Raw genomic sequence first — 25,419 nt, 5'->3', positions numbered from 1 at the left:
CAGCTTATTCGCAATTCGTGAAACATCCGGCGCGCCCTGTTTCACGCCACTGGCGGCGATAGCGCCGGGTCCTCTTTTCTTTCCTCAGGTCCCCCAAGGCATACCGCTCGGACCCAGGGAGGAAAATATGATACCAGCCGGTTTTGAGTATCACCGGCCAGGCGATATCGCCTCGGCCATTGGCATTCTGCAAGAACATGGAGACGAGGCGCGCGTGATCGCGGGCGGGCACAGCCTGATCCCAATGATGAAGCTGCGCATGGCAGAGATGGGCCATCTGATCGATCTTCAGGCGATTGATGAGCTGAAGGGTATCGAGGTCGGGTCCGATACCGTGGCTTTGGGTGCCATGGTCACACAGCATGAGCTGATCACGCATGAGGGCCTGGCCTCGGCGATCCCTCTGATCCGCGAAGCGGCGTTGCAGATCGCTGATCCGCAAGTGCGTTACATGGGCACTGTTGGCGGCAATGTGGCCAATGGCGATCCGGGCAATGACATGCCGGGTCTGATGCAATGCCTTAACGCGACCTTTCATCTATCGGGTCCGGACGGAGCGCGCGACGTCGCTGCGCGTGAATTTTACGAGGCGGCCTATTTCACAGCGCGCGAAGATGAGGAAATTCTGACCCGCATCTCCATTCCCGTGCCGGGTGCGGGTGTCGGTCAGGCCTACGAGAAGCAAAAGCGCAAGATCGGCGATTATGCGACTGCGGCTGCAGCGGTGATGGTTGGCAATGGCACAGCCTCGGTCGCAATGACCAATCTGGCCGATACGCCCATCTGGTCAGAAAGCGCAAGCAATGCGTTGGCCGATGGCGATGTAAATGGCTGCGTTACGGCAATGCTCGATGCGATCGACCCGGTGGCCGACAACCGCGGCCCCGTCGAATTCAAGAAACATGTGGCCGCCGTGATGCTGCGCCGCGCCATCGACCGTGCGCAGAATCGCGCGGGTTGAAGGGAGGAAACCATGTCGAAAATGCACGTAAAACTCACTGTGAACGGCAAAGAGGTCGAAGGACTGGCCGAGCCGCGCACGCTGCTGATCCACTTCTTGCGGGAAGATTTGAAAATCACCGGCCCTCATATCGGTTGCGAAACCAGCCATTGCGGGGCCTGCACCGTGGATATCGATGGCAAATCCGTCAAATCCTGCACTACCTTTGTGGCGCAAGTGAACGGGGCCGATGTCACCACCGTCGAAGGCCTCACCAATGACGATGGCAGCCTAGGCGTATTGCAGGAGATGTTCCGCGAACATCACGGGCTGCAATGCGGTTTCTGCACGCCGGGCATGATCACCCGTGCGCATAGGTTACTGCAGGAAAACCCGAACCCGACCGAAGAGGATATCCGTTTTGGCATGGCCGGTAACCTCTGCCGCTGCACCGGCTATCAGAACATCGTCAAGGCGATCTCAGCCTCGGCTGATTTGCTCAATGCACAGAAGGAGGCTGCGGAATGAACGACCAGACCCTGACCCCCGAAGAACGCGCCGCCAACCTCAAAGGCATGGGCTGCGCCCGTAAGCGCGTCGAGGATGTGCGCTTTACTCAAGGCAAGGGCAACTATGTCGATGACATCAAGCTGGACGGGATGCTGTTCGGCGCATTCGTCCGCTCGCCCTATGCTCACGCCCGCGTAGTCAGTGTGAACAAAGAGGCCGCACTGGCCGTGCCTGGTGTTGTTGCCGTGTTGACCGCCGAAGATCTCGCGCCTTTGGGCCTGCATTGGATGCCGACACTGGCGGGTGACAAGCAGATGGTTCTGGCAGATGGCAAAGTGCTGTTCCAGGGCCAGGAGGTTGCCTATGTCGTTGCTGAAAACCGGTATATCGCAGCAGATGCGGCAGAGCTGGTCGAGGTTGAGTACGAAGAACTACCCGTCCTGACCGACCCGTTCGAGGCGTTGAAATCAGATGTGGTCCTACGTGAAGACCTGGAAGGTCAGACCGAGGGTGCCCATGGGCCGCGCAAGCATCACAATCATATATTCACCTGGGAACAGGGCGACAAAGACGCGACTGAGGCCGTTCTTGGTGAGGCCGATGTGGTCGCCGAAGAAATGGTTTACTACCACCGCACCCATCCTTGTCCGCTGGAGACCTGCGGTTGTGTTGCCTCAATGGACAAAGTGACCGGCAAGCTGACGCTATACGGTACCTTCCAGGCTCCGCACGCGATCCGCACCGTCGTGTCGCTGATTTCTGGTCTGGCCGAGCACAACATTCGCGTGATCAGCCCCGATATTGGCGGTGGATTTGGCAACAAGGTGGGCGCTTACGCGGGCTATGTCTGCTCGGTCGTGGCCTCCATTGTCACCGGCCAGCCAGTGAAATGGGTCGAAAACCGGATGGAGAACCTGATGTCCACCGCGTTTGCCCGCGACTACTGGATGCAGGGCAAGATCGCCGCCACTAAAGACGGTAAAATCACCGGCCTATGGTGTCATACGACGGCGGATCATGGTGGCTTTGACGCCTGTGCGGACCCGACTAAATTCCCGGCTGGGTTCATGAATATCTGCACCGGGTCCTATGACATCCCGACTGCCTATCTGGCTGTGGATGGGGTCTATACAAATAAGGCTCCGGGCGGGGTGGCCTATCGCTGTTCGTTCCGTGTGACCGAGGCGGCGTATTTCATCGAACGCATGATCGAGGTTTTGGCCATCAAGCTGAACATGGACGCGGCTGAACTACGCCGGATCAACTTTATCAAGGCCGATCAGTTCCCGTATCAGTCCGCGCTGGGCTGGGAGTATGACTCGGGCGATTATCACACCGCTTGGGACAAGGCGCTAAAAGCCGTGGACTATGATGGTTTGCGGGCGGAACAGGCGCAGCGGGTTGAGGATTTCAAGGCCGGAAAGACCCGCAAACTGCTGGGTATTGGTCTGACGCATTTCACCGAAATTGTCGGGGCTGGACCGGTGAAGAACTGTGACATCCTCGGGCTTGGCATGTTCGATAGCTGCGAAATCCGCATCCACCCTACGGGTTCAGCCATCGCGCGGTTGGGGACGATCTCTCAGGGTCAGGGCCATGCCACGACTTTTGCTCAGATCATCGCCAGTGAGATCGGTCTGCCCGCCGATGACATCACGCTGGAGGAAGGCGACACCGACACAGCGCCTTACGGGCTGGGGACATATGGGTCCCGGTCAACGCCTGTGGCGGGTGCGGCAACGGCCATGGCTGCCCGCAAAATTCGCGCCAAGGCGCAGATGATCGCGGCTTATCTGCTTGAGGTCCATGACGATGATGTCGAATGGGATGTGGATCGGTTCGCTGTGAAAGGTGCGCCCGAGCGGTTCAAGACGATGAAAGAAATCGCCTTCGCTGCCTATAATCAGGCTATCCCAGGGCTTGAACCTGGCCTAGAAGCTGTCAGCTATTACGACCCGCCGAACATGACCTATCCGTTCGGGGCATATATCTGTGTCATGGAGATCGACGTGGATACCGGCGAATGGGACGTTCGGCAGTTCTATGCGCTGGATGATTGCGGCACCCGGATCAACCCGATGATCATCGAGGGGCAGGTTCATGGTGGTGTGACCGAAGCGCTGGCCATCGCGATGGGGCAGGAAATTGCCTATGATGAGATGGGTAATGTGAAGACCGGTACGTTAATGGACTTTTTCCTGCCGACCGCGTGGGAGACACCGAACTATACGACCGATCATACTGTCACGCCCTCTCCGCACCATCCCATTGGTGCAAAGGGTGTGGGAGAAAGCCCGAATGTTGGCGGTGTACCCGCGTTTTCGAACGCGGTTCATGATGCCTTCCGGCCTTTTGGCCTTGTCCAGAGCCATATGCCACATGACCATTGGCGGATCTGGAAGATTGCCAACGGGTTGGGGATGCACGGGTGATTGGGTTCGGATCGGCTTGACCGATCCGACCGAGGCAAGGGGGCTCTGCCCCCTTGGACCCCCGGGATATTTTTAGCCAGATGAAGAATGGATCCTGGTTTTGACTTTAGTGGATGTGCAGAACGGGTTGGCCGCGCAGGGCTACGTCGCCGATGATCGGTTGGCGATGGCGCTGCATCTGGCGCAAGCCTTGGGACGGCCTTTGTTGCTGGAAGGTCCTGCTGGCGTCGGGAAGACCGAGGTGGCTAAGGCAATGGCTGCGTGGCGTGCGGCGCGTTTGATCCGCTTGCAATGCTATGAAGGGTTGGATGCGAGCCACGCCATCTATGAGTGGAACTATCAGCGTCAACTTTTAGCTATCCGAGCGAGTGAAGCAAAAGGTGGGGTGGGTGAGGCAGAGCTGTTTTCGGATGCATACCTGCTCAAAAGACCCTTGTTAGAGGCTATATCTGAAGAAACGCCGCCGGTCTTGTTGATTGATGAGATTGATCGGGCGGACGAGGAGTTTGAGGCGTATCTGCTGGAGATACTGTCGGATTTTCAGATCACGATTCCGGAGTTAGGGACCATTACAGCCCGATCACGGCCAACCGTGATCTTGACGGCCAACGGAACGCGAGACTTGTCTGACGCGTTGCGAAGACGGTGTTTGTACAGTTTCCTCAGCTACCCGTCGAAGGAAACTGAAATGGCGATCCTGCGCGCACGAATGCCAGAGATCGAAGGGATCCTGGCACGGCAGATCATCGGGGTCGTGCAAGCGTTGCGCAAAGAAGAACTGGAAAAAACACCAGGTATTGCCGAGATGCTGGATTGGGCGGCGGCCTTGTCCGGTCTTGGGGTCAATGATCTGGCGAAATCCCGGGATGAGGTGCAGGCAACATTGGTGTGTTTGCTCAAGACAGCTGCTGACTATGATGCTGCCCCGCCAGAGGTGATGGACCGGCTGATTGGGAAGGTGGCGTGATGCAAGTCACTCGGTTCCCCTCGCGCGCCGCAGGGCTTGCAGACCGAATGTCGGGCTTCATTGCACATCTGCGCATGAACGGCCTTCATGTGGGGCCGCGGGAAACTGGTGATGCGATCGCAGCTTTGTCCGCCGTTGAGGCAACAGATTCCGAACAGGCACGTCAGGCTTTGTGCGCACTTTTGGCGGGAGATGCAGAAGATTGGCTTCGGTTCGACGACCTGTTTGACGCCTACTGGTTCAACGCCGGCAAACAGCGCTCGGGTTTGTCCAAAACCACACATGTCAGGGTACAATCGGCGAAGCCCATGATCTGGCAAAGCCAAAACACAGGGGCAGAAGAGCCTCAGGCTGAAGCGGATGCAGAAGCTGCTGTACCGGAAACGGGCGCGGGTGAGGCTGAAGGGATCGATGGGCAGCTGATTGCAACCCAGACGACAAACCTATCCCGCCGCGATCTTCGTGAATTGATGGATGAGGAGAGTCTAAAACAGGCGGAAACGGCTGCTTTGACGCTTGCGCGTGCTATGCGGGATCGACGATCTCGCAGGCGAAAACAAGCGCTGAAAGGACCTGCGCTAGACATGCGACGTATTCAGCGGGCAAGCCTTGCGCGGGGTGGAGAGCCATTGGACCTGTATCGCCGCGCCCGGCCACCGCGCCCGATGCGGATCGTTGCGTTGTGTGATGTGAGCGGTTCGATGACCGTGTACTCTCGCGTGTTCCTTGCCTTTCTAAAAGGCCTAATCGGCAGCGGGACTGAAGCCGACGCGTATCTGTTTCACACACGGCTGATGCGAGTCACCGACGCTTTGCGGGATCATGACACGCTGCGGGCCGCTGGGCGGTTATCGCTTATGGCCGAGGGATTTGGTGGCGGCACCGATATCTCTGGCAGCCTCGAAACCTTTCTGAACGGGTATGGCGCGCGTGCCCTAAATGGGCGGACGATCGTGCTGATCCTGTCGGATGGCTATTGCAGCCGAGATTCCGAGGCGCTGGGCCATGCCCTTGTGCGTATCCGACGCAAAGCGCGGCGCATTGTTTGGCTGAACCCTCTCAAAGGATGGAAAGACTATCAGCCTATCGCGACTGCCATGCAGGCGGCAGAACCCCATCTGGATGCGCATCTACCCGCCAATACGCTCGATGCTTTGGCGGCACTTGAACCCGAGTTCCGGAAGCTTTGAAAGGCTCTAATATGGCGAATTTCGACATCTTCGACAGAATCGAGCAGTTGAGACAGAGCGATCAGCCTTTCTGCGTAGCGACAGTTCTGCGAACTGCGGATGCGACCTCGGCCAAGGCGGGGGGCAAGGCCGTGATCAATTGCGACGGGGATATCTTGGGCCATCTGGGTGGTGCCTGTGTACAGCGGGCTGTTCGCACATCGGCGCAAGAAGCACTGGCGAGTGGTGTCCCGCAGATGATCCGCGTGAAACCTTCGGAAAAGGTGGTGAGCATGACGGACCCTGATGATGTGCAGACCTTCAAAAGCGGGTGCCCATCTGGCGGCACCGTTGATCTTTTGGTCGAACCCTACCAACAGGCCCCGCGATTGGTGATCTTCGGTGACTCGCCCATTGCTTCGGCCTTGGCCGCCCATGGCGCATTGGCAGGGCTGCGTATTTATCTTGAGGATGCGGCTGTTGCCTCGGACGACTATGACCGGTTTTCACTCGATCAGGTCGAAGATATGGGGATTGAGGGGCGCGACTTTGTGGTTGTCGCCTCTCAAGGTCGCAATGATGGTGCTGCACTTCGGGCTGCGCTGAATAGTTCTGCCGATCGTGTGTCGATGGTCGCGAGCCGCCGCAAGGCTGATACGCTGTTGGCGAAACTTATTGGTCAGGGTATGGACCCAGTGCGCGCTGCGCGCCTTAAGTCCCCAGCAGGGTTGGATATTCATGCAATTGACCCGCACGAGATCGCCTTATCGATCCTGGCTGAGATCGTGCTTTGGCGGAACAGTGATACCGCACAGGAGGTTTCGCATGATGAAAGGCTTGCTTAAGCTGTGCCGCGCGACGTGGCCGAAGCGCCCTGATCTTAGCCTGAAGGAAAAAGAAGAGCTGGCGCTGATCGTGTTCCCGAGATGCTGCTGAAAGAGGAAAGATCTGAATGGAATTGAGCGACGAAATACGTATCTCGGCCCCGCGTGACGTGGTGTACAAGGCCCTGAACAATCCGGAGATTTTGCGGGAATGTATCCCTGGCTGTGAAGAGTTGACGCAAACCGCACCCGAGGAGCTTGAAGCTAAGGTGGTTCTGAAGATTGGCCCGGTCAAAGCCAAGTTTGCGGGTCAGGTAACGCTGGATACGGCCAAGGCGCCGGATGGATTTTCGCTAACTGGCGAAGGCAAAGGCGGGGCTGCTGGGTTTGCCAAGGGCGGGGCCGACGTAACCCTGACCGAGGACGGGGATGAGACAGTGCTTGCCTATACCGCGAAGGTGGATATCGGCGGCAAAATCGCACAGCTGGGCAGCCGTTTGATCGCCGGAACAGCCAAGAAACTGTCAGGAAAATTCTTCACACGGTTTGGTGAGATCGTGTCCGAGCAGGGGGCTTCCTGACGCGAGCAACAAACAGCACTCAACACCGTTCAGCCAACAGGACAGAAATAGCGGCACGCGCCGCTATTGATTTTTTACCGCGCGTAAAGAAAATGAAAAGCTGTGACAAGATACAGGCAGCAAGGGTCCGCAAGCGGTAGGCATGACGAAAATCAAGAACATGGAAGAATTCGCGGCGCTGAGCGGTATCTCAAGGCCGACGGTTTCGAAATACTTCCACGACCCCGAGAGCGTTCGGCCCTCGACGCGGGCACGGATCGAAGAAGCGCTGGAGCAGTTTGATTATCGTCCCAACATCTATGCGGTTAACCAGAACCGTAAGCTGACCAAGAATATCGGCATCGTGGTGCCTTATCTCGCTGACCCGTTTTTTGCCGAGATCGCGAGGTATCTGGAACAAAGCTGTATCGCTGCGGGGTATCGACCGTCCTTGTTCAGCTCGCATGGCGAACAGAAATTGGAGAATGAGATTCTCGACAGTTTGCGGTCGCTGAAGCCGGCGGGCGTGCTGCTGGCCCCCTTGGGGCGCGCATCGGATCGGTCTCAGATCGAAAAGTTCTGCGCCAATGTCCCGACCGTGCTGTTTGACAGTAATCTCGAAGGTTTGGGTGCTGCATTTATTGGTTCGGACAATTTCAGCTTTGTCTCTCAGACGGTGGAATACATGACACGGACCGGAGAGCCGCCGTCATTCTTCGAGATGCGGACCCCTGCCAACCCAAACGCCAACAAACGCCGTAAGGCGTATGTCGAGGTGATGGATCGTTTGGGGTTCGAGCCCCATGTCATCAAGATCGATGGTGAAGGCTGGGCTTTCGAAGAGATCGGCCATCAGGGGGCTTTGAAGGTTCTGGATCAAGGTCTGCTGCACACGGACTCAGTCCTGTGCAGCAATGACCGCCTTGCCATTGGCTTTCTGGCGGCATGTTACGAGCAGGGGATTCGCGTTGGGCGGCGTCCGGATTGCGCGCTTCGCGTTGCATCAAATGACGATCATCCCTTTGCCAAGTTTACCTGTCCGTCCCTGACAACTGCTGCACATGACTATGACAACGTGGCTGCGCGCAGCGTCGAGGCCTTGTTTGAACTTATTGAAAATGCGGGAAATTCTGGCAAGAGGACCGAAACTTTGTTCCCTGCACGGCTGGTGCTTCGAGAATCTGCGTGAGTCAATAAACTTAACGCGCGTAAAGTTTTTATTGACGCCGCGACAATTTTGGAACTACCCTCTCTGCACGACATCCAAGCTCAGGGAGGACAGGGATGTATCTGAAGAACGCACTTCGTGCGGCGACTGCACTGACATTCGTCGCTACGGCAGCGGCCCATGCACAAACCATAACGATCGCCACCGTCAACAACGGCGACATGATCCGGATGCAGGGCTATACCGACAATTTCACCGAAGCGACCGGCATTGATGTGGAATGGGTGACGCTGGAAGAAAACGTGCTGCGTCAGCGCGTGACCACCGATATAACCACCAAGGGCGGTCAGTTCGACATCATGACCATCGGCATGTACGAAACCCCGATCTGGGGTGCCAATGGTTGGTTGGTGCCGCTGGACGGAATGTCCGCTGACTATGATGTTGGGGACCTGCTTCCCGCGATGGCCGGTGGCCTGAGCAATGACGGCACGCTTTATGCCGCGCCGTTTTACGGCGAAAGCTCGATGATCATGTACCGCACCGACCTTATGGAAAAGGCCGGATTGGAAATGCCCGAGGGGCCCACATGGCAGTTCATCCGCGAAGCGGCAGCGGCCATGACGGATCGTGAAAACGACATCAACGGCATCTGCCTGCGCGGCAAGGCCGGTTGGGGTGAAGGCGGCGCTTTCATCACCGTGACCGCAAACTCGTTCGGCGCGCGCTGGTTTGATGAGGACTGGAAACCCCAGTTTGATCAGCCTGAATGGAAAGAGGCGCTGACTTTCTTTGTCGATATGATGAATGAATCGGGCCCAGCGGGTTATGCGACCAACGGGTTCAACGAAAACCTGTCGCTGTTCCAGCAAGGCAAGTGCGGCATGTGGATCGACGCGACAGTTGCGGCGTCATTTGTCACCAACCCCAACGATTCAACAGTGGCGGATAACGTCGGCTTTGCACTGGCGCCAAATTCGGAAGGCGTGGACAAGCGCGCCAATTGGCTCTGGGCCTGGGCGCTGGCCATCCCTGCCGGTACTCAACAAGAGGATGCCGCAAAGCAGTTCATCGAATGGGCGACCTCGAAAGACTACATTGAGCTTGTGGCCGAGAACGAAGGCTGGGCCAATGTCCCGCCCGGTGCGCGAACCTCATTGTATGAAAACGACAACTACAAGGACATCCCTTTTGCGCAGATGACGCTAAAGTCGATCCTTGCCGCTGATCCGCAGAACTGCTGCGCCCAGCCGACGCCTTATACCGGCATTCAGTTTGTCGCCATTCCTGAGTTTGCGGGCATCGCCACGCAAGTCAGCCAGGAATTCTCGGCGGTATATGCCGGACAACAATCGGTGGACGAGGCGCTTGCCAAAGCGCAGGCCTTCACAGCCGAAGAAATGGAAGCTGCAGGCTACTAAGGCTTCCCTCCCGTGGGGGACAGGCGATCTGTCCCCCGCTCCCCTCTTTCTCAATTTGTGTTTTTCTCGCAGGCTAACCGAGTGCCTGAACAGAGAGGTCTTGCATCATGGCGACCCAACATTCCCGATCCGTTGCCCGGCTGATGATGGCACCCGCAGTGGTCCTGCTGCTTGGCTGGATGCTCGTACCCTTGACGATGACGCTGTATTTTTCCTTCAAGAAATATCTGCCCCTGCGCGGTGGTGATCTGGGCTGGGTCGGCTTCGACAACTACGTTCGGTTCGTATCATCTAGCTCCTTCTGGCCCGCGGTTCAGGCAACGCTGATGATCGTCGGAGGGGTTCTGGTCATCACCGTTGTCCTAGGCATCCTTCTGGCGATGCTTCTGGATCAACCGATGTGGGGCCAAGGGGTTGTCCGCATCCTCGTGATCGCACCCTTCTTCGTCATGCCGACGGTTTCGGCACTGGTCTGGAAGAACATGTTCATGGACCCGGTGAACGGCCTGCTGGCGCATCTGTGGCGCTTTTTCGGAGCCGAGCCGATCTCATGGCTGTCCGAGGCGTCTATGACCTCGATCATCATGATCGTCTCATGGCAGTGGCTGCCCTTCGCGACGCTGATCCTGCTGACTGCGATCCAGTCGCTGGACAGTGAGCAGCTGGAAGCGGCCGAAATGGACGGCGCGCCAGTCCTAAAGCGCTTCTACCACATCATCCTGCCGCATCTGAGCCGCGCAATCACCATCGTGATCCTGATCCAGACGATCTTCCTTTTGTCGATCTTCGCCGAGATCTTCGTGACCACCGGCGGCGCATTCGGCACCCGAACACTCACCTACCTGATCTTCCAACGTGTGCTGGAAAGCCAAAACGTTGGCCTCGGATCCGCCGGAGGTGTCTACGCAATCATCTTAGCCAATATCGTTGCGATCTTCCTGATGCGCATCGTCGGCAAGAACCTGGACGCGTGAGGAGGTAAGATCATGGCCCGCGCTGTCACAACCCGTCGTAAATCGCTGAATACCGCCCTCGCTTGGGCCGTTGGATTGTTGATCTTTTTCCCGATCCTCTGGACCATTCTGACCAGCTTCAAGACCGAGGCACAGGCGATCGCCAGCCCACCGCTGTTCCTGAATTTCAACTGGACCCTGGAAAACTACGCCGTCGTGCAGGAACGTTCGGACTATATGCGGTTCCTGTGGAATTCGGTCATCATAGCCGGTGGTTCGACCATTCTGGGCGTGATCATTGCCGTACCTGCGGCTTGGGCGATGGCATTCGTTCCGTCCAAGCGCACCAAGGACATCCTGCTGTGGATGCTGTCCACCAAGATGTTGCCTGCGGTCGGCGTTCTCTACCCGATCTACCTGCTGTTCATTCGGCTGGGTCTGCTGGACACGCGCGGAGGGTTGGTCGTTGTCCTGATGCTGATCAACCTGCCTATCATTGTCTGGATGCTCTACACCTATTTCCGCGAAATTCCCGGTGAGATCCTGGAGGCCGCGCGGATGGACGGGGCGACGTTGAAAGAGGAAATCCTCTATGTCCTCACCCCTATGGCCATTCCCGGCATCGCCTCGACCGTTTTGCTGAACTTCATCCTGGCGTGGAACGAGGCGTTCTGGACCCTCAACCTGACCGCCGTCGACGCGGCTCCGCTAACAGCCTTCATCGCCAGCTATTCCAGCCCCGAAGGCCTGTTCTTTGCAAAGCTCAGCGCGGCCTCGACCATGGCGATTGCGCCAATCCTGATCCTTGGCTGGTTCAGCCAGAAACAACTTGTCCGCGGCCTGACCTTCGGCGCTGTGAAATAAGGAACACGACAAATGGGACGTATTCAACTCAAGTCCGTGACCAAAAGCTTCGGCGACGTTGAGGTCATTCCACCGCTGGACCTGACCATCGAAGATGGCGAGTTCACCGTCTTCGTCGGCCCCTCGGGCTGTGGTAAATCCACCCTGCTGCGGCTGATCGCGGGGTTGGAGGATATCACCTCAGGCTCTATCGACATTGACGGCGCGGACGCCACCGATGTTCCGCCTGCGAAGCGAGGGCTGGCGATGGTGTTCCAGTCCTATGCGCTTTATCCGCATATGACAGTGCGCAAGAACATCGCGTTCCCGTTGCGTATGGCCAAGTTGGATCAGGCCGAGATCGACAAGCGCGTCGAAGGCGCCGCCAGCGTCCTGAACCTGACCGATTATCTGGACCGCCGTCCCGGACAGCTCTCCGGCGGACAACGCCAGCGTGTTGCCATTGGGCGCGCTATCGTGCGCGAGCCGGCGGCGTTCTTGTTCGACGAACCTCTATCGAACCTTGACGCGGCACTGCGCGTCGGTATGCGGCTAGAGATCAGTGAGCTGCACGAACGTCTGGCGACCACCATGATCTACGTGACCCACGATCAGGTCGAAGCCATGACCATGGCAGACAAGATCGTTGTCCTTCAGGCCGGTGTGATCGAACAGGTGGGCTCGCCTCTGGAGCTCTATCGTACCCCGCGAAACTTGTTTGTGGCAGGCTTCATCGGCTCGCCAAAGATGAACTTTATCGAAGGCGAAGAGGCCGCAAAACATGATGCGCAGACGATTGGTATCCGGCCCGAGCATATCACTGTGTCCGAGAGCGGCGGTACATGGTCTGGTGTTGTGGGCGTATCCGAACATCTTGGATCGGACACGTTCTTCCATATCCACGAAACCGGGCTGGCCGAAACGATCACCGTCCGCGCAGATGGCGAGGTCGGGTTCCGGCACGGGGATCGTATTCACCTGACCCCGCGCTCGGACGTCATTCATCGATTTGACGCCAAAGGATTGCGGATCGAATGAAACGCTTGGCGGGCAAAACGGCGCTGATCACAGGCGCGGCGCGCGGGATTGGGCTGGCTTTTGCCAAGGCCTATATCGCGGAAGGCGCGCGCGTGGCATTGGCTGATATCGATATCGCCCGCGCGCAAATGGCCGCACAGGAGATCGGCGAAGCCGCGATTGCGGTTGAGATGGATGTCACCAGCCAGCACAGCATTGATAGTGCGATCGGGCAGACGGTGGATCGCTTTGGTCAGGTCGACATCCTGATCAACAACGCTGCGATATTCACTGCCGCGCCGGTCGTTGAGATTCAGCGTACCGACTATCAGCGCGTCTTCGATATCAATGTCTCCGGCACTTTGTTCACCCTGCAGGCTGTCGCACGGCACATGGTCGAACAGGGGATCAAAGGCCGCATTATCAACATGGCGTCGCAGGCCGGCCGACGCGGAGAGCCCTTGGTCGCGGTTTACTGTGCCAGCAAGGCGGCCGTTATCTCGTTGACCCAATCCGCCGGGCTGAACCTCATCCAACATGGCATCAATGTGAACGCGATTGCGCCGGGTGTGGTGGATGGCGAGCATTGGGACGGGGTCGATGCATTCTTCGCAAAGCACGAGGGCAAGCCACCGGGACAGAAAAAGCGCGAGGTCGCCGCTGCGGTTCCGCATGGCCGTATTGGGCGTGCCGAGGATCTGACCGGGATGGCGGTGTTTCTGGCCTCAGATGAAGCGGACTATGTCGTCGCACAGACCTACAACGTGGATGGCGGAAATTGGATGAGCTGATGGATCCATTGGCGCGTACTCATACACCAGTGAAGCTGCGGTTGGACAATCTGTCCCAGCTTCCTGCAGATGTTAAAACGCCCCGCTACCGGCGCGAGGACCTGACGCCCGGTATTGTCCATATTGGTCTTGGCAATTTTCACCGCGCGCATCAGGCGTGGTATATCCACCGGCTGATGCAGCAAGGTCTGGCGTTGGACTGGGCCATCATCGGCGCGGGTGTCCGCAGCTATGACGCCGAGTTACGCGAAAAGCTGATCCAGCAAGATTGCCTGACAACGCTGGTTGAGCTTGATCCGGCGGCCTTATCCGCCGAAGTGATTGGCCCGATGATCGACTATGTGCCGATTGAGCCGGGTAACGGGCCGCTGATCGAACGAATGTCAGACCCTGCCATCCACATCGTGTCGCTTACCATTACCGAAGGCGGATACTATCTGGACGCCAAAACGGGTGTGTTCGATACGGAACATGATGATATTCGCCATGATGCGCAGAACCCGGAACGGCCGCGCACCGTTTTCGGCGCACTTGTTGCCGCGTTGAAGCGTCGGCGCGCTGCCGGGCATGCACCCTTCACGGCGCTCAGCTGCGACAACCTGCAAGGCAATGGTGCGATCCTGCGTGACAGTGTGGTCGGGTTGGCGCGCCTGTCCGATCCCGATCTTGCGGAGTGGATCGACCAGACCGGGGCCTTTCCAAACTCGATGGTGGATTGCATCGTGCCTGCCACGTCGGATGACCTTCGCAGCCAATGTCAGGCGCTGGGCATCACAGACGCCGCCCCGGTATCGCACGAGAACTTCCGCCAATGGGTGATCGAGGATGATTTCTGCGCTGGACGTCCACCTCTGGAAACGCTTGGCGTAGCCATCACTAAGGATGTGCATGCCTATGAGGCGTTGAAGCTGCGCATTCTGAATGGTGGTCACCAGATACTGGCCAATGCGGGTGAGGTTCTGAACCTGCCTACGATTTCGGACTGCCTGCAGGATGCAGACCTCTCGGCCTTTTTTCGCAAGGTCCAGATCGAAGAGATACTGCCTCATATCGAAGGCGTGCCCGAGACCAGCCCAGATGCGTATCTAAAGCAGGTTGAGCGCAGGTTCCTGAACCCGACGATCCGTGATTCCACACGTCGTGTGGCCTTTGATGGATCAGCCCGGCATCCGGGGTTTCTGTTTCCATCGCTACGCGATGCGATATCCTCGGGCGCGTCCTTGTCGGGGTTGGCCTTGGCCGAAGCCTTCTGGTGCCGTATGTGCGCTGGCGCGCGCGAGGATGGGACCACGATTGCGCCCAATGACCCAATTTGGCCAGACTTGCAGGCCGCCGCCCGCGTGACTCGGGCAAATCCCGCACAATGGCTGGGTGTGGCTAACCTCTATGGTGAGGTGGGGCAGGACCAACGGTTTGCCCAAGCTTTCGTCGATTGGCTGGATTGTATCTGGCAAGAGGGGAGCCGTGCCGCAATTGCCAGATATGTCAGGTCGTAAGACCCCGCGCGAAATCGGGGTGCCTTCACTTTAGACCACCCTGCCTAGTCGCCGAAGGTTGCCAGATAGGCGGTAATATCTTCCGCGCCTTTTTTGAGCTTAACGCTCATGTTCGGGCGAGCGGCCTCGTCGTTCAGATACTCTTTGATGAAACTGATCGGATCCTGCGTATAGGCGATAAGGTTGGCTTCGGTCCAAACCAGACCTTCCTCGCCCGCGCGGATCATGTCATCGGTGAACATGCCAATAGGCAGACGCTCACTGCCATAGCGGTAGTCGTTCTCGGTTCCGGCGATGCGGCCAACTACGCCATATAAATTGGGGCCGGTGATTCCACCTTTCACCAGAACTTCGCCATCCTTGATAATCGCGTGGCAGGATGAACAACGGTTATAAAGCTGTTCGCCTTTGACAGGATCACCGGAGGCGGTGGCCTGGGAAGACAGGGCAATCGTTAACAGAACGGCAGCCAAGGGGGGTTTTGACATCGTAGTCTCCTGATTGACGTTCGCGCAGGAGTTGATGTCTGATGTATCCGGGCGAAGCGCAACGGAAATCCGCCGGATTTTGTGCTGTGAAAATCATCTATTTCAGGGGTGTTATTTGTTGCGGAACAAAGGGATGATCGCGCCCCAGATCGTGCCCGGTTTCGAACTAATCTTATGAAAGCTAAGGACAGTGAAACAGGCAAAGCTGATGTCGAGACGTACAGAAAGCTGGCCCGAATCAGGCCCGTTCGATTCGTTTTGTTGGCAAGCAGAGTGATATAGAATCCCCAAAAAACCCGGTGTGTCGTGACAAAATACACAGATGCGGCGTATTGCGCGTTTATGACCGCTGGACGAATACTAATTGCGTCGGTAGACAACGCGGTTAAGACACCGCCTTCGTGCGGTGTACGAGCTATTTGCCCGCACGCGGGCGCCAGACAATCGGAGATTACCTCGTGTCCCACGCAGAAGACCACGAAGGCACCCGCAGAGATTTCCTGTATTACGTCGCTGGCGGCGCAGGTGTCGTTGCTACCGGGGCAGCCGTATGGCCCCTGATCAACCAGATGAACCCATCCGCAGATGTTCAGGCCCTGTCCTCGATCCGCGTGGATGTCAGCGGGGTTGAGCCGGGTACGCAATTGACCGTCAAGTGGTTGGGCAAACCGGTTTTCATTCGTCATCGCACCGGCGCAGAAATCGCAGAAGCGCAACAGCAGGACGCCGAAGGCGTCGATGCCCTGCCGGATCCGCTGGCACGTAACTTCAACCTGAACGCCGATGCGCCCGCAACTGACGCGAACCGCGTTATGCCCTCGCCCGAAGGCGAAGCGCCGGGCGCGTGGATCGTTCAGATGGGTGTGTGTACGCACCTCGGCTGTGTGCCGCTGGGCGATGCCGGGGACTTTGGTGGCTGGTTCTGCCCCTGCCACGGCTCGCACTATGATCTGGCCGGTCGTATCCGCAAGGGTCCCGCGCCTGAAAACCTGCCTGTTCCGCCTGCGGAATGGGTCGACAATTCGACAATCCGACTCGGCTAAGGGAGACCCAACTTATGTCCGGAATTCCCCACGATCACTACGAGCCGAAGACAAATGGCGAAAAGTGGCTGCATAGCCGCCTGCCCATCGTCGGCCTACTGTATGACACCCTAATGATCCCGACTCCCAAGAACCTGAACTGGTGGTGGATCTGGGGTATCGTTCTGGCGTTCTGCCTGGTGTTGCAAATCGTCACCGGTATCATTCTGGTGATGCACTACACCCCGCATGTCGATCTGGCCTTCGCTAGCGTCGAACACATCATGCGCAACGTGAATGGTGGTTACTTCATCCGCTATCTGCACATGAATGGCGCGTCGCTGTTCTTTGTTGCGGTCTATATCCACATGTTCCGCGGCCTCTACTATGGCTCGTACAAAGCCCCGCGTGAGATCACGTGGATCATCGGGATGCTCATCTACCTGATGATGATGGGCACGGCCTTCATGGGCTACGTTCTGCCCTGGGGTCAGATGTCCTTCTGGGGTGCGACCGTGATCACCGGCCTGTTTGGCGCGATCCCGTTTGTGGGTGATGCGATCCAGACTTGGCTGCTGGGCGGACCGGCTGTGGACAATGCCACGCTGAACCGCTTCTTCTCGCTGCACTATCTGCTGCCGTTTATCATTGCGGCGCTGGTTATAGTGCATATCTGGGCCTTCCACACCACCGGCAACAACAACCCAACGGGTGTTGAGGTTCGCCGTGGCTCGAAAGCCGAGGCCGAGAAAGACACGCTGCCCTTCTGGCCCTACTTCGTGATCAAGGACCTGTTCGCACTGGCTGTTATCATGGTCGTGTTCTGGGCCATCGTCGGCTACATGCCGAACTACCTGGGTCACCCCGATAACTATATCGAAGCGAACCCGCTGGTTACGCCTGCGCATATCGTTCCCGAATGGTACTTCCTGCCCTTCTACGCGATCCTGCGGGCCTTCACCGGCGAAGTCTGGGTTGTACAGTTCGCCAGCTTCATCACCGGCGGCATCGTCGATGCCAAGTTCTTTGGTGTGGTTGCAATGTTCGGCGCGATCCTGGCGATGGCGCTGGCCCCGTGGCTGGACACGTCGAACGTGCGTTCGGGTCAGTATCGCCCGATGTTCAAATGGTGGTTCCTGCTGCTGATCGTAGACTTCTTTGCCCTGATGTGGCTGGGTGCGATGCCTGCGGAAGAACCCTATGCGACCTTCTCGCTGATCGCCTCGGCCTACTGGTTTGCCTATTTCTTCGTGATCCTGCCCGTACTTGGTGTGATCGAGAAGCCTCTGCCACAACCTGAAACGATCGAAGAAGACTTCAACGCGCATTATGGCAAGGCTGACGCCGAAGCCACGCCGGCCGAGTAAGAAGAGGGACCGGAAACATGTTCAAGAAACTTGCAATCGGTGCCGCGTTTGCCCTGGCCCTTGCGCCCGCCTCGACCTTTGCGGCGGGTGGCGGTGAGCAGCATATCGAAGACTATGCGTTCTCGTTCGAAGGGCCGTTTGGTACTTGGGATGAATTCCAGCTGCAGCGCGGTCTTCAGATCTACACCGAGGTTTGCGCAGCCTGTCATGGCCTGCAATATGTGCCTCTGCGTGATCTCGAAGCGCTGGGGTATTCGGAAGAACAGGTGATCGCTTATGCGGCCGCCAACTTCGAGGTGTTAGATCCTGAGCTTGAAGATTTTCGCCCGGCGATTCCCACCGATCATTTCCCGGCCAACACAGCGGCTGGCGCACCTGACCTGAGCCTTATGGCCAAGGCGCGTGCAGGATTCCACGGACCTTATGGTCTGGGGATCAACCAGCTGGTCAAAGGCATGGGTGGCGCAGAATACATCGCGTCCCTGTTGAATGGCTATACAGGAGAAGAGAAAGAAGAGGCGGGAACCATCCTGTACGAGAACAAAGCCTTCCCCGGCGGTTGGATCTCGATGGCACCGCCTCTGTCGGATGAGCAGGTCGAGTTTGCCGATGGTCACGCAAATGACGTTGAGCATATGTCGGAAGACCTGGCTGCGTTCCTGATGTGGACAGCCGAGCCAAAGTTGATCGACCGTAAGAATGCCGGTTTTGTCGGCGTGATCTTCCTGACGGTTCTGTCTGTGCTGCTGTATCTGGTGAACAAGCGTCTTTGGGCACCGCATAAGGGCAAAGCGCGTAACGACTGATCGTTCTTATCGGATTGGAATTGGAAACCCCCGCACCATCAGGTCGCGGGGGTTTTTGCTTTAAGGGTGGGCTGAAGGGGCCAGCCCCTTCTTGGCCTTTGGCCAATTCATCCCCGGGATATTTCTGGCCAGATGAAGAGTGGATCAGGCTGTTAGCTGTGTCGCAGTGTGACCGGTGACCGTTGCAGTTACGATCTGGCCTTCGGCTTGGGGCGCGTCAAAGGTCACTTCGGTAAATTGTTCGGTTCGGCCCATATGCGTGTTTTCCATCAGAACTTGACGGGTCTTGCCGATCTGGGAAGCGAGATGTTTGGCGACCTGTGTCTCACCGGCTTTGCGCAGACGGGCGGCGCGGGCTTTGATGATTGTGCCGTTGACCTGCTGCGGGATGCGCGCCGCCGGAGTGCCGTCGCGTTTTGAGTACGGAAAGATATGCAGCCAGGTCAGATCACATTCAGTGACCAGTTTCAGTGAGTTTTCAAAATGGGCGTCTGATTCAGTCGGGAACCCGGCGATGATGTCGGCGCCAAAAGTCATTTCGGGTCGCAGTTTGCGCGCCTCTTCGGTGAAGCGGATGGCGTCGTCGCGCAGGTGGCGGCGTTTCATCCGTTTCAGGATCAGGTTGTCGCCGTGTTGCAGGGACAGATGTAGATGCGGCATCAGGCGTGGCTCGGTCGCGATGGCTTGCATCAGGTTCTCATCCACTTCGATGGAATCGATCGAGCTGATCCGCAGGCGCGGCAGATCTGGCACCAGCTTCAGGATGCGCATTACCAGATCACCCAACTTGGGCTGCGCAGGCAGGTCCGCGCCCCATGAGGTCAGGTCGACGCCGGTTAGCACAACCTCGTTGTAGCCCCTATCAACCAAACGCTTGATCTGATCCACTACGACGCCTGCGGGCACACTGCGTGAATTGCCTCGGCCATAGGGGATGATGCAAAAGGTGCAACGGTGGTCACAGCCGTTCTGGACCTGTACATAGGCACGGGATCGAGTACCGAAGCCATCGATCAGATGACCGGCGGTTTCTGTGACCGACATGATGTCATCAACCTGAAGCGCCTCGGTCTCGCCAATGAAATCTGCAGCCATCCCCTTCCAGGTATCGGGCTGCATCTTTTCGGTGTTGCCGATGACCGCGTCGACCTCATCCATTTTTGCAAAGGTCTCAGGTTCGGTTTGTGCCGCGCAGCCGGTGACAATCAGGCGCGCGTCAGGGTTTTCCCGACGCAGCCTTCGGATTTCCTGACGGGCTTTGCGGACGGCCTCGGCCGTCACCGCGCAAGTGTTCACCACGACCGCGTCGGTCAGGCCAGCCTGCTGGGACAGTTCCTTCATCGCCTCGGTTTCATAGGCGTTGAGGCGGCAGCCCAGGGTGGTGAACTTTGGGGCGCTCATCCCAAAGACCTTAAGAATTCGGGTGTCAGGGTGCCGGAAAACACATGGGCTGTTGGTCCTGTCATCCAGACGCCATCGTCGCGCCAGTCGATCCAGATGGTACCGCCATCCAGTTCGATTTGAACCTTGCGGCCTGTCAGGCCACGGCGCGCGGCCGCGACGGCTGTAGCGCAGGAGGACGAGCCCGAGGCCAGGGTGATGCCAACGCCCCGCTCCCACACCCGCATTCGGATATGGTCTTTACCGATGATCTGCGCCACCTGCACATTTGTGCGCTGGGGGTAGAGCGGGTGGTGTTCGTACCGTGACCCGAATTCAGTGAGGGGAATCGCCTCGGCGTCTTCAACAAAAAACGTACAATGTGGATTGCCCATGCCGGTCGCGGTGGGTGCGCCTTCTATCGGCAGTTCCAGCGTATCCATTTCTTCGGCCAAAGGAATGTCACGCCAATTCAGCTGCGGGTGCCCCATATTGACCGAGGTCATACCATCGCCCGCATCTTTGGCCGCGAGAGAGCCCCGTTCGGTGGTCAATGAGAGCTCGGACTTTCCAGCCTCGTCCATTAGAAACCGGGCAATGCAGCGCGTGGCGTTGCCACAAGCGGCCGAGGTCGAACCATCGGCGTTATAGAATACCAGATGCGCATCTTCGGCGCCGTTTTCGATAACAGCCAGTTGATCGAAGCCAACGCCAAACTGGCGATGCCCGATGGCCTTGGCCATAGCCGGAGTGATCGATGACGCATGTTCGCGTGCATCGACAATGACGAAGTCATTGCCCAGCCCATGCATCTTCATGAAGGGCAAACCGGTATCGAGTCTCTGTTGCATGGCGGGCATATAACGTCGGTGGAATAATGAATCCACCCTGTCGCCACGATTCGTGAAAAAAGGTCTTGACCCCCCCGCGCCACCTGCCTAAGTAGGCCGCCTATCGGGTCGCCGGAAACATCTAAAACACAGGCGAAACGAGGTGTGAAATAAGGTCTTGAACCTGATCGGGAAAATACCTTACAGAGCGCCACGGATCAGCAAGATCCAACAAAAGAGTGGGCCGTTAGCTCAGTTGGTAGAGCAACTGACTTTTAATCAGTGGGTCGCAGGTTCGAATCCTGCACGGCTCACCACTTTTTTCAAAGAACATGTTTGACGTGGCGATTCCGGGCCTGGACCATTGGGAGCCGGTTCACTCTGGCGGGTTGCACCCTTTGCCGAGCTGGCGGGATCCCTCGGCAGAATTCCGTTCTTTATCCCGTGACGCTCTGGGAATCATGTCATATTGAGATATGGTGCAGCGCATTGCCCTTGATTTTGACGTACCCGAAAATCTGACCTCTCTTGTCACACGCGTGTAGTCAAAAGTTCAGAAAAGGCGCGTTGATTCACAAACTCGAAAGGTGACCTATGTCTTTCTCCAGCCGCAATCAGATTTCTCGCCGCCAGTTCCTCGCCACAACAACTGCAAGTGTTGCGGCTATTACGTTGCACCCGTTCTCGGCGGCTGCAGCGAGCAACCAGGCGCATCTGAGGATCATGGAAACCACTGACATTCACGTCCATGTCTTCCCCTACGACTATTACGCAGACAAACCCCGAGATACGGTTGGCCTGTCCCGCACCGCGTCGATCATCAATGAGATCCGGTCAGAGGCGACGAACTCTCTGCTGGTCGATAATGGCGACTTTCTGCAGGGCAATCCGATGGGTGACTACATCGCCTATGAACGGGGCATGAAAGAAGGCGACAGCCACCCGATCATCACTGCTTTCAACACGGTTGGCTATGATGCGGCGACACTGGGCAATCACGAGTTCAACTACGGCCTGGAGTTTTTGGACAAAGCCCTGGCCGGGGCCGAATTCCCGGTTGTTCTGGCCAATGTCGCCAAGGAAAAAGGCGCAAACCCGCGCGATGACAAGACCTTGGTGAAACCCTACGCGATCCTGGATCGTGAGATTGAAATGGGCGACGGCACCAAGCATCCGATCAAGATCGGGGTGATCGGCTTTACCCCGCCGCAGGTCATGAACTGGGATCGCAAGCACCTTGAGGGCAATGTCGAGGCGCGTGATATCGTCGAGACCGCGCAAGCCTATGTGCCCGAGATGAAGGAACAGGGCTGTGATCTGATCATTGCGCTGTCGCATTCGGGGATTGGCGAGGCCGATCATGCGGACGGGATGGAGAATGCTTCGGTCGTTCTGGCCGGAGTTGATGGCATCGACGCGCTGGTCACGGGCCACAATCACCTTGTCTTCCCATCACCAACCTTTGCGGATCGCCCTGGTATTGACGTGGAAAAGGGCACGCTGATGGGCAAGCCCGCTGTCATGGGTGGCTTCTGGGGCTCGCATCTTGGTCTGCTGGATCTGTTGTTGGAGCGGGATGGAAATGAATGGCGGGTGGTCACCACCACGTCCGAGGCGCGCCCGATTTCCAAACGCAACGAAGATCGTTCCATCACCGCTTTGGTGGGTGATGATCAGACGGTGCTCGACTCGGTTGCGCAGGATCACGATGAAACGCTGGCCTATGTCCGGCGCGCTGTTGGCAAAACCTCGGCCCCGCTGCACAGCTATTTTGCGTTGGTCGCGGATGATCCGTCCGTCCAGATCGTCTCAATCGCGCAAAAATGGTATGTCGAAGAGATGATGAAGGGCACCGAGCACGAAGGCCTGCCGATTCTTTCGGCAGCGGCTCCGTTCAAGGCTGGTGGCCGGGGCGGTCCTGAATACTACACCGATGTTCCAGTCGGTGATGTGGCGATCAAAAACGTGGCTGACCTGTATCTGTACCCCAACACGGTGCGCGCGGTGCGTGTGAACGGCGCTCAGGTCCGGGGCTGGCTAGAGCGGTCGGCGGGCATGTTCAATCAGGTTGAAGTTGGTGCGGAAGATGCGATCCTGCTGAACCCGGATTTCCCGTCCTATAATTTCGACGTGATGGATGGCGTGACCTATCAGATCGACCTATCACAACCCTCGCGCTTTGGACCGAAAGGGGAAGAGGTCAACCCAGACGCCGCCCGGATCGTGAACCTTGCCTTCAACGGTGAGCCGGTTACAGATGACATGGAGTTCATCATCGCCACCAACAATTATCGCGCTTCGGGTGGGGGCTCCTTCCCTGGCGCGTTGGGCGATACAGTGGTGTTCGAAGCGCCTGATACCAACCGCGATGTCATAGTGCGTTACATCGTTGAGCAGGGCACCATCGATCCAAAGGCAGACGCCAACTGGTCCTTTGCTCCGCTTGAGGGCACCACGGTTCTGTTTGAAACCGGCCCGAAAGCCCGCGACTATATGAGCGATGTCAAAGGGGTCACGATCGAGGATGCCGGCGAAGGTGCAGACGGGTTTGCCGCCTTCCGGATCAAACTCTGACGCCTGATCCAATTTGATGACTTCTTCCGCCACGGTAATATTGCGGTGGCGGAAGACCCAGTGGCGGAAGGCCTACAAGAAGTTACCAGTTTTTGTAATGATTTCCTGCGCATGGGTATAGGTCACTGCGTGACCTGCCCCTTCGATCACGTGGCTAACTTGATTCCGGTTCCATCTGTCAAAGCGCCTTTGCGCATCAGGATGAGGTATGGTGCTGTCTTGGTCCGCAAAGATTGCCAGAACTTTCACGTTTGAATCTGCAATCGCCTCATGCTCGGCCCTCATCTTGGATGCCAGCACTCCCTTTAATGAGGATAACAGCGCTGGGATGTACCCCCGGTACTCCAGCTCTGCCAGTTGATTCTCAAGGACAAACTGCACGTTCTTGTCATTCGGAAAGTCTCTTGCTGCTCTCTTGAACTGTTTCCACAGGGCGCAGGGTAAAAACTCTGAAATGATTGGATCGGAAAGCCTGGGAATCTGCCGGGCGACGAAGCGGGGGAACGGTTTTTGAACCGCCATGCCAGCCGGAGCAATCAGCAGAAGACGTTCGACGTCACCCGGCCGTTCGCTCACGAAACGCGCGGCAATGGCACCACCCATCGAGTATCCAACGATGTTCAGTTTTCGGTCATTCAGTTTCAGGTGTACCAGTATTTGGGTCAGTTGGCGTGTGAACAGCTCTGCCGTGTGCGCCACATTATCGGGACGGCTGGAATATCCACGCCCGTACAGATCATAGCTGAGGATGCGGTAGCCTTTCTTGCGCAGCTCGGGTTTCAGCGCGGTCCACACATAGCTTGCGGTTGACCAACCGTGAATGCAGATGAGCAAAGGTTTACCTTTGTCCTCCTCTTTGTTGTCTAACTCATAGTAGGTTTGGCCATGTTCGAGATCCAAGAAACACTCGGGCGACGGCTTATGGTCGGGGCCTACCATCACCTTGCGCGCGTATTCATCGTTCCGCCATTCTGATTCCAAAATCCCCATACCCAATCTCCTTGAATTGCTTCGGCACATTCCGACCGTCGCTGTGATTGTCATATAAAATGCGCCATGGTGGATGGGGTGTCGCGCCTTGAATCTCGCCACATCCGCAAAGGTGTAGGCTAGGCGCTTCTGTCAACCACGGCTTGGTTCAGCTCAATACATTCATTCAAATCGACCATTGCAAGGCTTTCGGCAACGGCCCGTCTGATCAGAGTATACCGGATCAAAGCACACGGCAAAGAGATCACAGATCGACTCTTCAGACTTGACTTTTGCATTGTTGCATCTGATATTTCTGTCATGACAGAAATTATTGACATATCGAAATCCAACGCATCCAGTCAGTTCATCCTATATTGGGGCGATATGGGCACCCAATGGGGCGTCAATCGATCTGTGGCGCAGATCCACGCGCTGCTGTTCCTCAGCACCAAGCCGATGAATGCGGAACAAATCTCCGAGGCGCTTGGGATCGCGCGTTCAAATGTGTCGAACTCTTTGAAAGAACTTGTCAGCTGGCGTTTGATCCGGCGGGTGCCGATTCCGGGTCAGCGGCGTGAACATTTCGAGGCCGAGACCGATGTTTGGGAGATGGTGATCCGCATCGCGCAAGGCCGCAAAGAGCGTGAGATCGATCCCGCTGCTGCAGCCATTCGCACATGTGTCGCGCAGGCTGAAAGCGAAAGTGGGCTAGAGCCGGAGGTATTGCAGCGTATGCAGGCGATGCAGGATTTCCTGAGCACGGCTGACAGGTGGTATCACGATATGCTGACGGTTCCTCGGCCCAAGCTGATCATGCTTATGAAGATGGGCAGCAAAGTCGCCTCATTTCTGAAGCTCACAGGGGGCAAGCCAAGCGGTTAAGAATTTT

General features: G+C 57.2%; 23 protein-coding genes and 1 tRNA gene. 20 read left to right on the top strand and 4 right to left on the bottom strand.

The genetic code is table 11. The features are described 5' to 3' along the window. Positions 1-127 precede the first annotated feature (127 nt). The 14 genes from ACR0KG_RS00305 (at position 128) to ACR0KG_RS00240 (ending at position 15,091) form a co-directional block, all read left to right on the top strand. The gene (locus tag ACR0KG_RS00305; RefSeq protein ID WP_480545265.1) at positions 128-961 is read left to right on the top strand and encodes an FAD binding domain-containing protein; all 834 of its coding nucleotides are present in this window, start codon (positions 128-130) and stop codon (positions 959-961) included. Between the two features lie 12 nt (positions 962-973). After that, the gene (locus ACR0KG_RS00300) at positions 974-1,468 is read left to right on the top strand and encodes a (2Fe-2S)-binding protein (RefSeq protein ID WP_480545266.1); all 495 of its coding nucleotides are present in this window, start codon (positions 974-976) and stop codon (positions 1,466-1,468) included. Next, positions 1,465-3,882 (top strand): aerobic carbon-monoxide dehydrogenase large subunit, encoded by a 2,418-nt coding sequence (locus ACR0KG_RS00295; RefSeq protein WP_480550369.1) that lies wholly within the window; start codon positions 1,465-1,467, stop codon positions 3,880-3,882. The genes ACR0KG_RS00300 and ACR0KG_RS00295 overlap by 4 nt, the downstream gene beginning before the upstream one ends. A 100-nt stretch (positions 3,883-3,982) precedes the next feature. Next, positions 3,983-4,849 (top strand): AAA family ATPase, encoded by an 867-nt coding sequence (locus ACR0KG_RS00290; RefSeq protein WP_480826143.1) that lies wholly within the window; start codon positions 3,983-3,985, stop codon positions 4,847-4,849. Beyond that, positions 4,849-6,039 (top strand): vWA domain-containing protein, encoded by a 1,191-nt coding sequence (locus tag ACR0KG_RS00285; RefSeq protein ID WP_480827315.1) that lies wholly within the window; start codon positions 4,849-4,851, stop codon positions 6,037-6,039. The genes ACR0KG_RS00290 and ACR0KG_RS00285 overlap by 1 nt, the downstream gene beginning before the upstream one ends. Positions 6,040-6,050: 11 nt before the next feature. Next, positions 6,051-6,863 carry an XdhC family protein gene (locus ACR0KG_RS00280; protein ID WP_480826142.1) on the top strand — a complete coding sequence of 271 codons (813 nt, stop codon included), beginning with the start codon at positions 6,051-6,053 and terminating at the stop codon, positions 6,861-6,863. A gap of 107 nt (positions 6,864-6,970) precedes the next feature. Beyond that, positions 6,971-7,423: an SRPBCC family protein gene (locus ACR0KG_RS00275; protein WP_480826141.1), complete on the top strand. Its 453-nt coding sequence runs from the start codon at positions 6,971-6,973 to the stop codon at positions 7,421-7,423. A 142-nt stretch (positions 7,424-7,565) separates the two neighbouring features. After that, positions 7,566-8,591, top strand: coding sequence for a LacI family DNA-binding transcriptional regulator (locus ACR0KG_RS00270; RefSeq protein ID WP_480550363.1), 1,026 nt, complete (start codon positions 7,566-7,568; stop codon positions 8,589-8,591). Between the two features lie 95 nt (positions 8,592-8,686). Then, the gene (locus ACR0KG_RS00265; RefSeq protein ID WP_480826140.1) at positions 8,687-9,991 is read left to right on the top strand and encodes an ABC transporter substrate-binding protein; all 1,305 of its coding nucleotides are present in this window, start codon (positions 8,687-8,689) and stop codon (positions 9,989-9,991) included. 107 nt (positions 9,992-10,098) lie between these two features. Beyond that, positions 10,099-10,965: a carbohydrate ABC transporter permease gene (locus ACR0KG_RS00260; RefSeq protein ID WP_170534370.1), complete on the top strand. Its 867-nt coding sequence runs from the start codon at positions 10,099-10,101 to the stop codon at positions 10,963-10,965. A 12-nt stretch (positions 10,966-10,977) separates the two neighbouring features. Next, positions 10,978-11,808: a carbohydrate ABC transporter permease gene (locus ACR0KG_RS00255; protein ID WP_170568548.1), complete on the top strand. Its 831-nt coding sequence runs from the start codon at positions 10,978-10,980 to the stop codon at positions 11,806-11,808. 12 nt (positions 11,809-11,820) lie between these two features. Next, positions 11,821-12,825 carry an ABC transporter ATP-binding protein gene (locus ACR0KG_RS00250; RefSeq protein WP_480545274.1) on the top strand — a complete coding sequence of 335 codons (1,005 nt, stop codon included), beginning with the start codon at positions 11,821-11,823 and terminating at the stop codon, positions 12,823-12,825. Continuing rightward, entirely contained in the window at positions 12,822-13,595 is a 774-nt protein-coding gene (locus ACR0KG_RS00245; protein WP_480826139.1) for an L-iditol 2-dehydrogenase, read from the top strand. The genes ACR0KG_RS00250 and ACR0KG_RS00245 overlap by 4 nt, the downstream gene beginning before the upstream one ends. Continuing rightward, positions 13,595-15,091, top strand: a complete 1,497-nt coding sequence (locus tag ACR0KG_RS00240; RefSeq protein ID WP_480827314.1) for a mannitol dehydrogenase family protein — start codon at positions 13,595-13,597, stop codon at positions 15,089-15,091. Before ACR0KG_RS00245 ends, ACR0KG_RS00240 begins: the two co-directional genes overlap by 1 nt. A 44-nt stretch (positions 15,092-15,135) precedes the next feature. On the opposite strand, the gene ACR0KG_RS00235 is transcribed toward ACR0KG_RS00240, so the two are convergent. Next, positions 15,136-15,579 carry a c-type cytochrome gene (locus ACR0KG_RS00235; protein WP_480826138.1) on the bottom strand — a complete coding sequence of 148 codons (444 nt, stop codon included), beginning with the start codon at positions 15,577-15,579 and terminating at the stop codon, positions 15,136-15,138. A gap of 458 nt (positions 15,580-16,037) precedes the next feature. Here ACR0KG_RS00235 and petA point away from each other — a divergent pair, with 458 nt between their 5' ends. Genes petA through ACR0KG_RS00220 form a run of 3 tightly spaced genes read left to right on the top strand, consistent with a single transcriptional unit; the run spans position 16,038 to position 18,774 of the window. Beyond that, complete coding sequence (gene petA, locus ACR0KG_RS00230; protein ID WP_480550355.1) at positions 16,038-16,622, top strand: ubiquinol-cytochrome c reductase iron-sulfur subunit; 585 nt, start codon at positions 16,038-16,040, stop codon at positions 16,620-16,622. A gap of 14 nt (positions 16,623-16,636) precedes the next feature. Continuing rightward, positions 16,637-17,968 (top strand): cytochrome b, encoded by a 1,332-nt coding sequence (petB, locus tag ACR0KG_RS00225; RefSeq protein WP_170534382.1) that lies wholly within the window; start codon positions 16,637-16,639, stop codon positions 17,966-17,968. Between the two features lie 17 nt (positions 17,969-17,985). Next, positions 17,986-18,774 (top strand): cytochrome c1, encoded by a 789-nt coding sequence (locus ACR0KG_RS00220; protein ID WP_480826137.1) that lies wholly within the window; start codon positions 17,986-17,988, stop codon positions 18,772-18,774. Positions 18,775-18,918: 144 nt separating this feature from the next. Here the strand turns inward: ACR0KG_RS00220 and mtaB are convergent, their stop codons facing one another. Both mtaB and dapF read right to left on the bottom strand, forming a co-directional pair. Further along, positions 18,919-20,175, bottom strand: a complete 1,257-nt coding sequence (mtaB, locus tag ACR0KG_RS00215; protein WP_480826136.1) for a tRNA (N(6)-L-threonylcarbamoyladenosine(37)-C(2))-methylthiotransferase MtaB — start codon at positions 20,173-20,175, stop codon at positions 18,919-18,921. After that, positions 20,172-21,014: a diaminopimelate epimerase gene (gene dapF, locus ACR0KG_RS00210; RefSeq protein ID WP_480826135.1), complete on the bottom strand. Its 843-nt coding sequence runs from the start codon at positions 21,012-21,014 to the stop codon at positions 20,172-20,174. The genes mtaB and dapF overlap by 4 nt, the downstream gene beginning before the upstream one ends. 211 nt (positions 21,015-21,225) lie before the next feature. Here dapF and ACR0KG_RS00205 point away from each other — a divergent pair. Further along, a tRNA-Lys gene (locus ACR0KG_RS00205) sits at positions 21,226-21,301 on the top strand. A gap of 277 nt (positions 21,302-21,578) precedes the next feature. Then, the gene (locus ACR0KG_RS00200) at positions 21,579-23,558 is read left to right on the top strand and encodes a bifunctional 2',3'-cyclic-nucleotide 2'-phosphodiesterase/3'-nucleotidase (protein WP_480550323.1); all 1,980 of its coding nucleotides are present in this window, start codon (positions 21,579-21,581) and stop codon (positions 23,556-23,558) included. 72 nt (positions 23,559-23,630) lie between these two features. On the opposite strand, the gene ACR0KG_RS00195 is transcribed toward ACR0KG_RS00200, so the two are convergent. Further along, positions 23,631-24,548, bottom strand: a complete 918-nt coding sequence (locus ACR0KG_RS00195) for an alpha/beta fold hydrolase (RefSeq protein WP_480826134.1) — start codon at positions 24,546-24,548, stop codon at positions 23,631-23,633. Between the two features lie 300 nt (positions 24,549-24,848). Between ACR0KG_RS00195 and ACR0KG_RS00190 the strand changes: the two genes are divergently transcribed. Then, entirely contained in the window at positions 24,849-25,412 is a 564-nt protein-coding gene (locus ACR0KG_RS00190) for a GbsR/MarR family transcriptional regulator (protein ID WP_480826133.1), read from the top strand. Positions 25,413-25,419 lie beyond the last annotated feature (7 nt).

It is taken from the genome of Ruegeria sp. H4 (genome assembly GCF_056533065.1).
The sequence above is the reverse complement of the archived record's forward strand: the minus strand, read 5'-3'. Positions and strand labels throughout refer to the sequence as shown.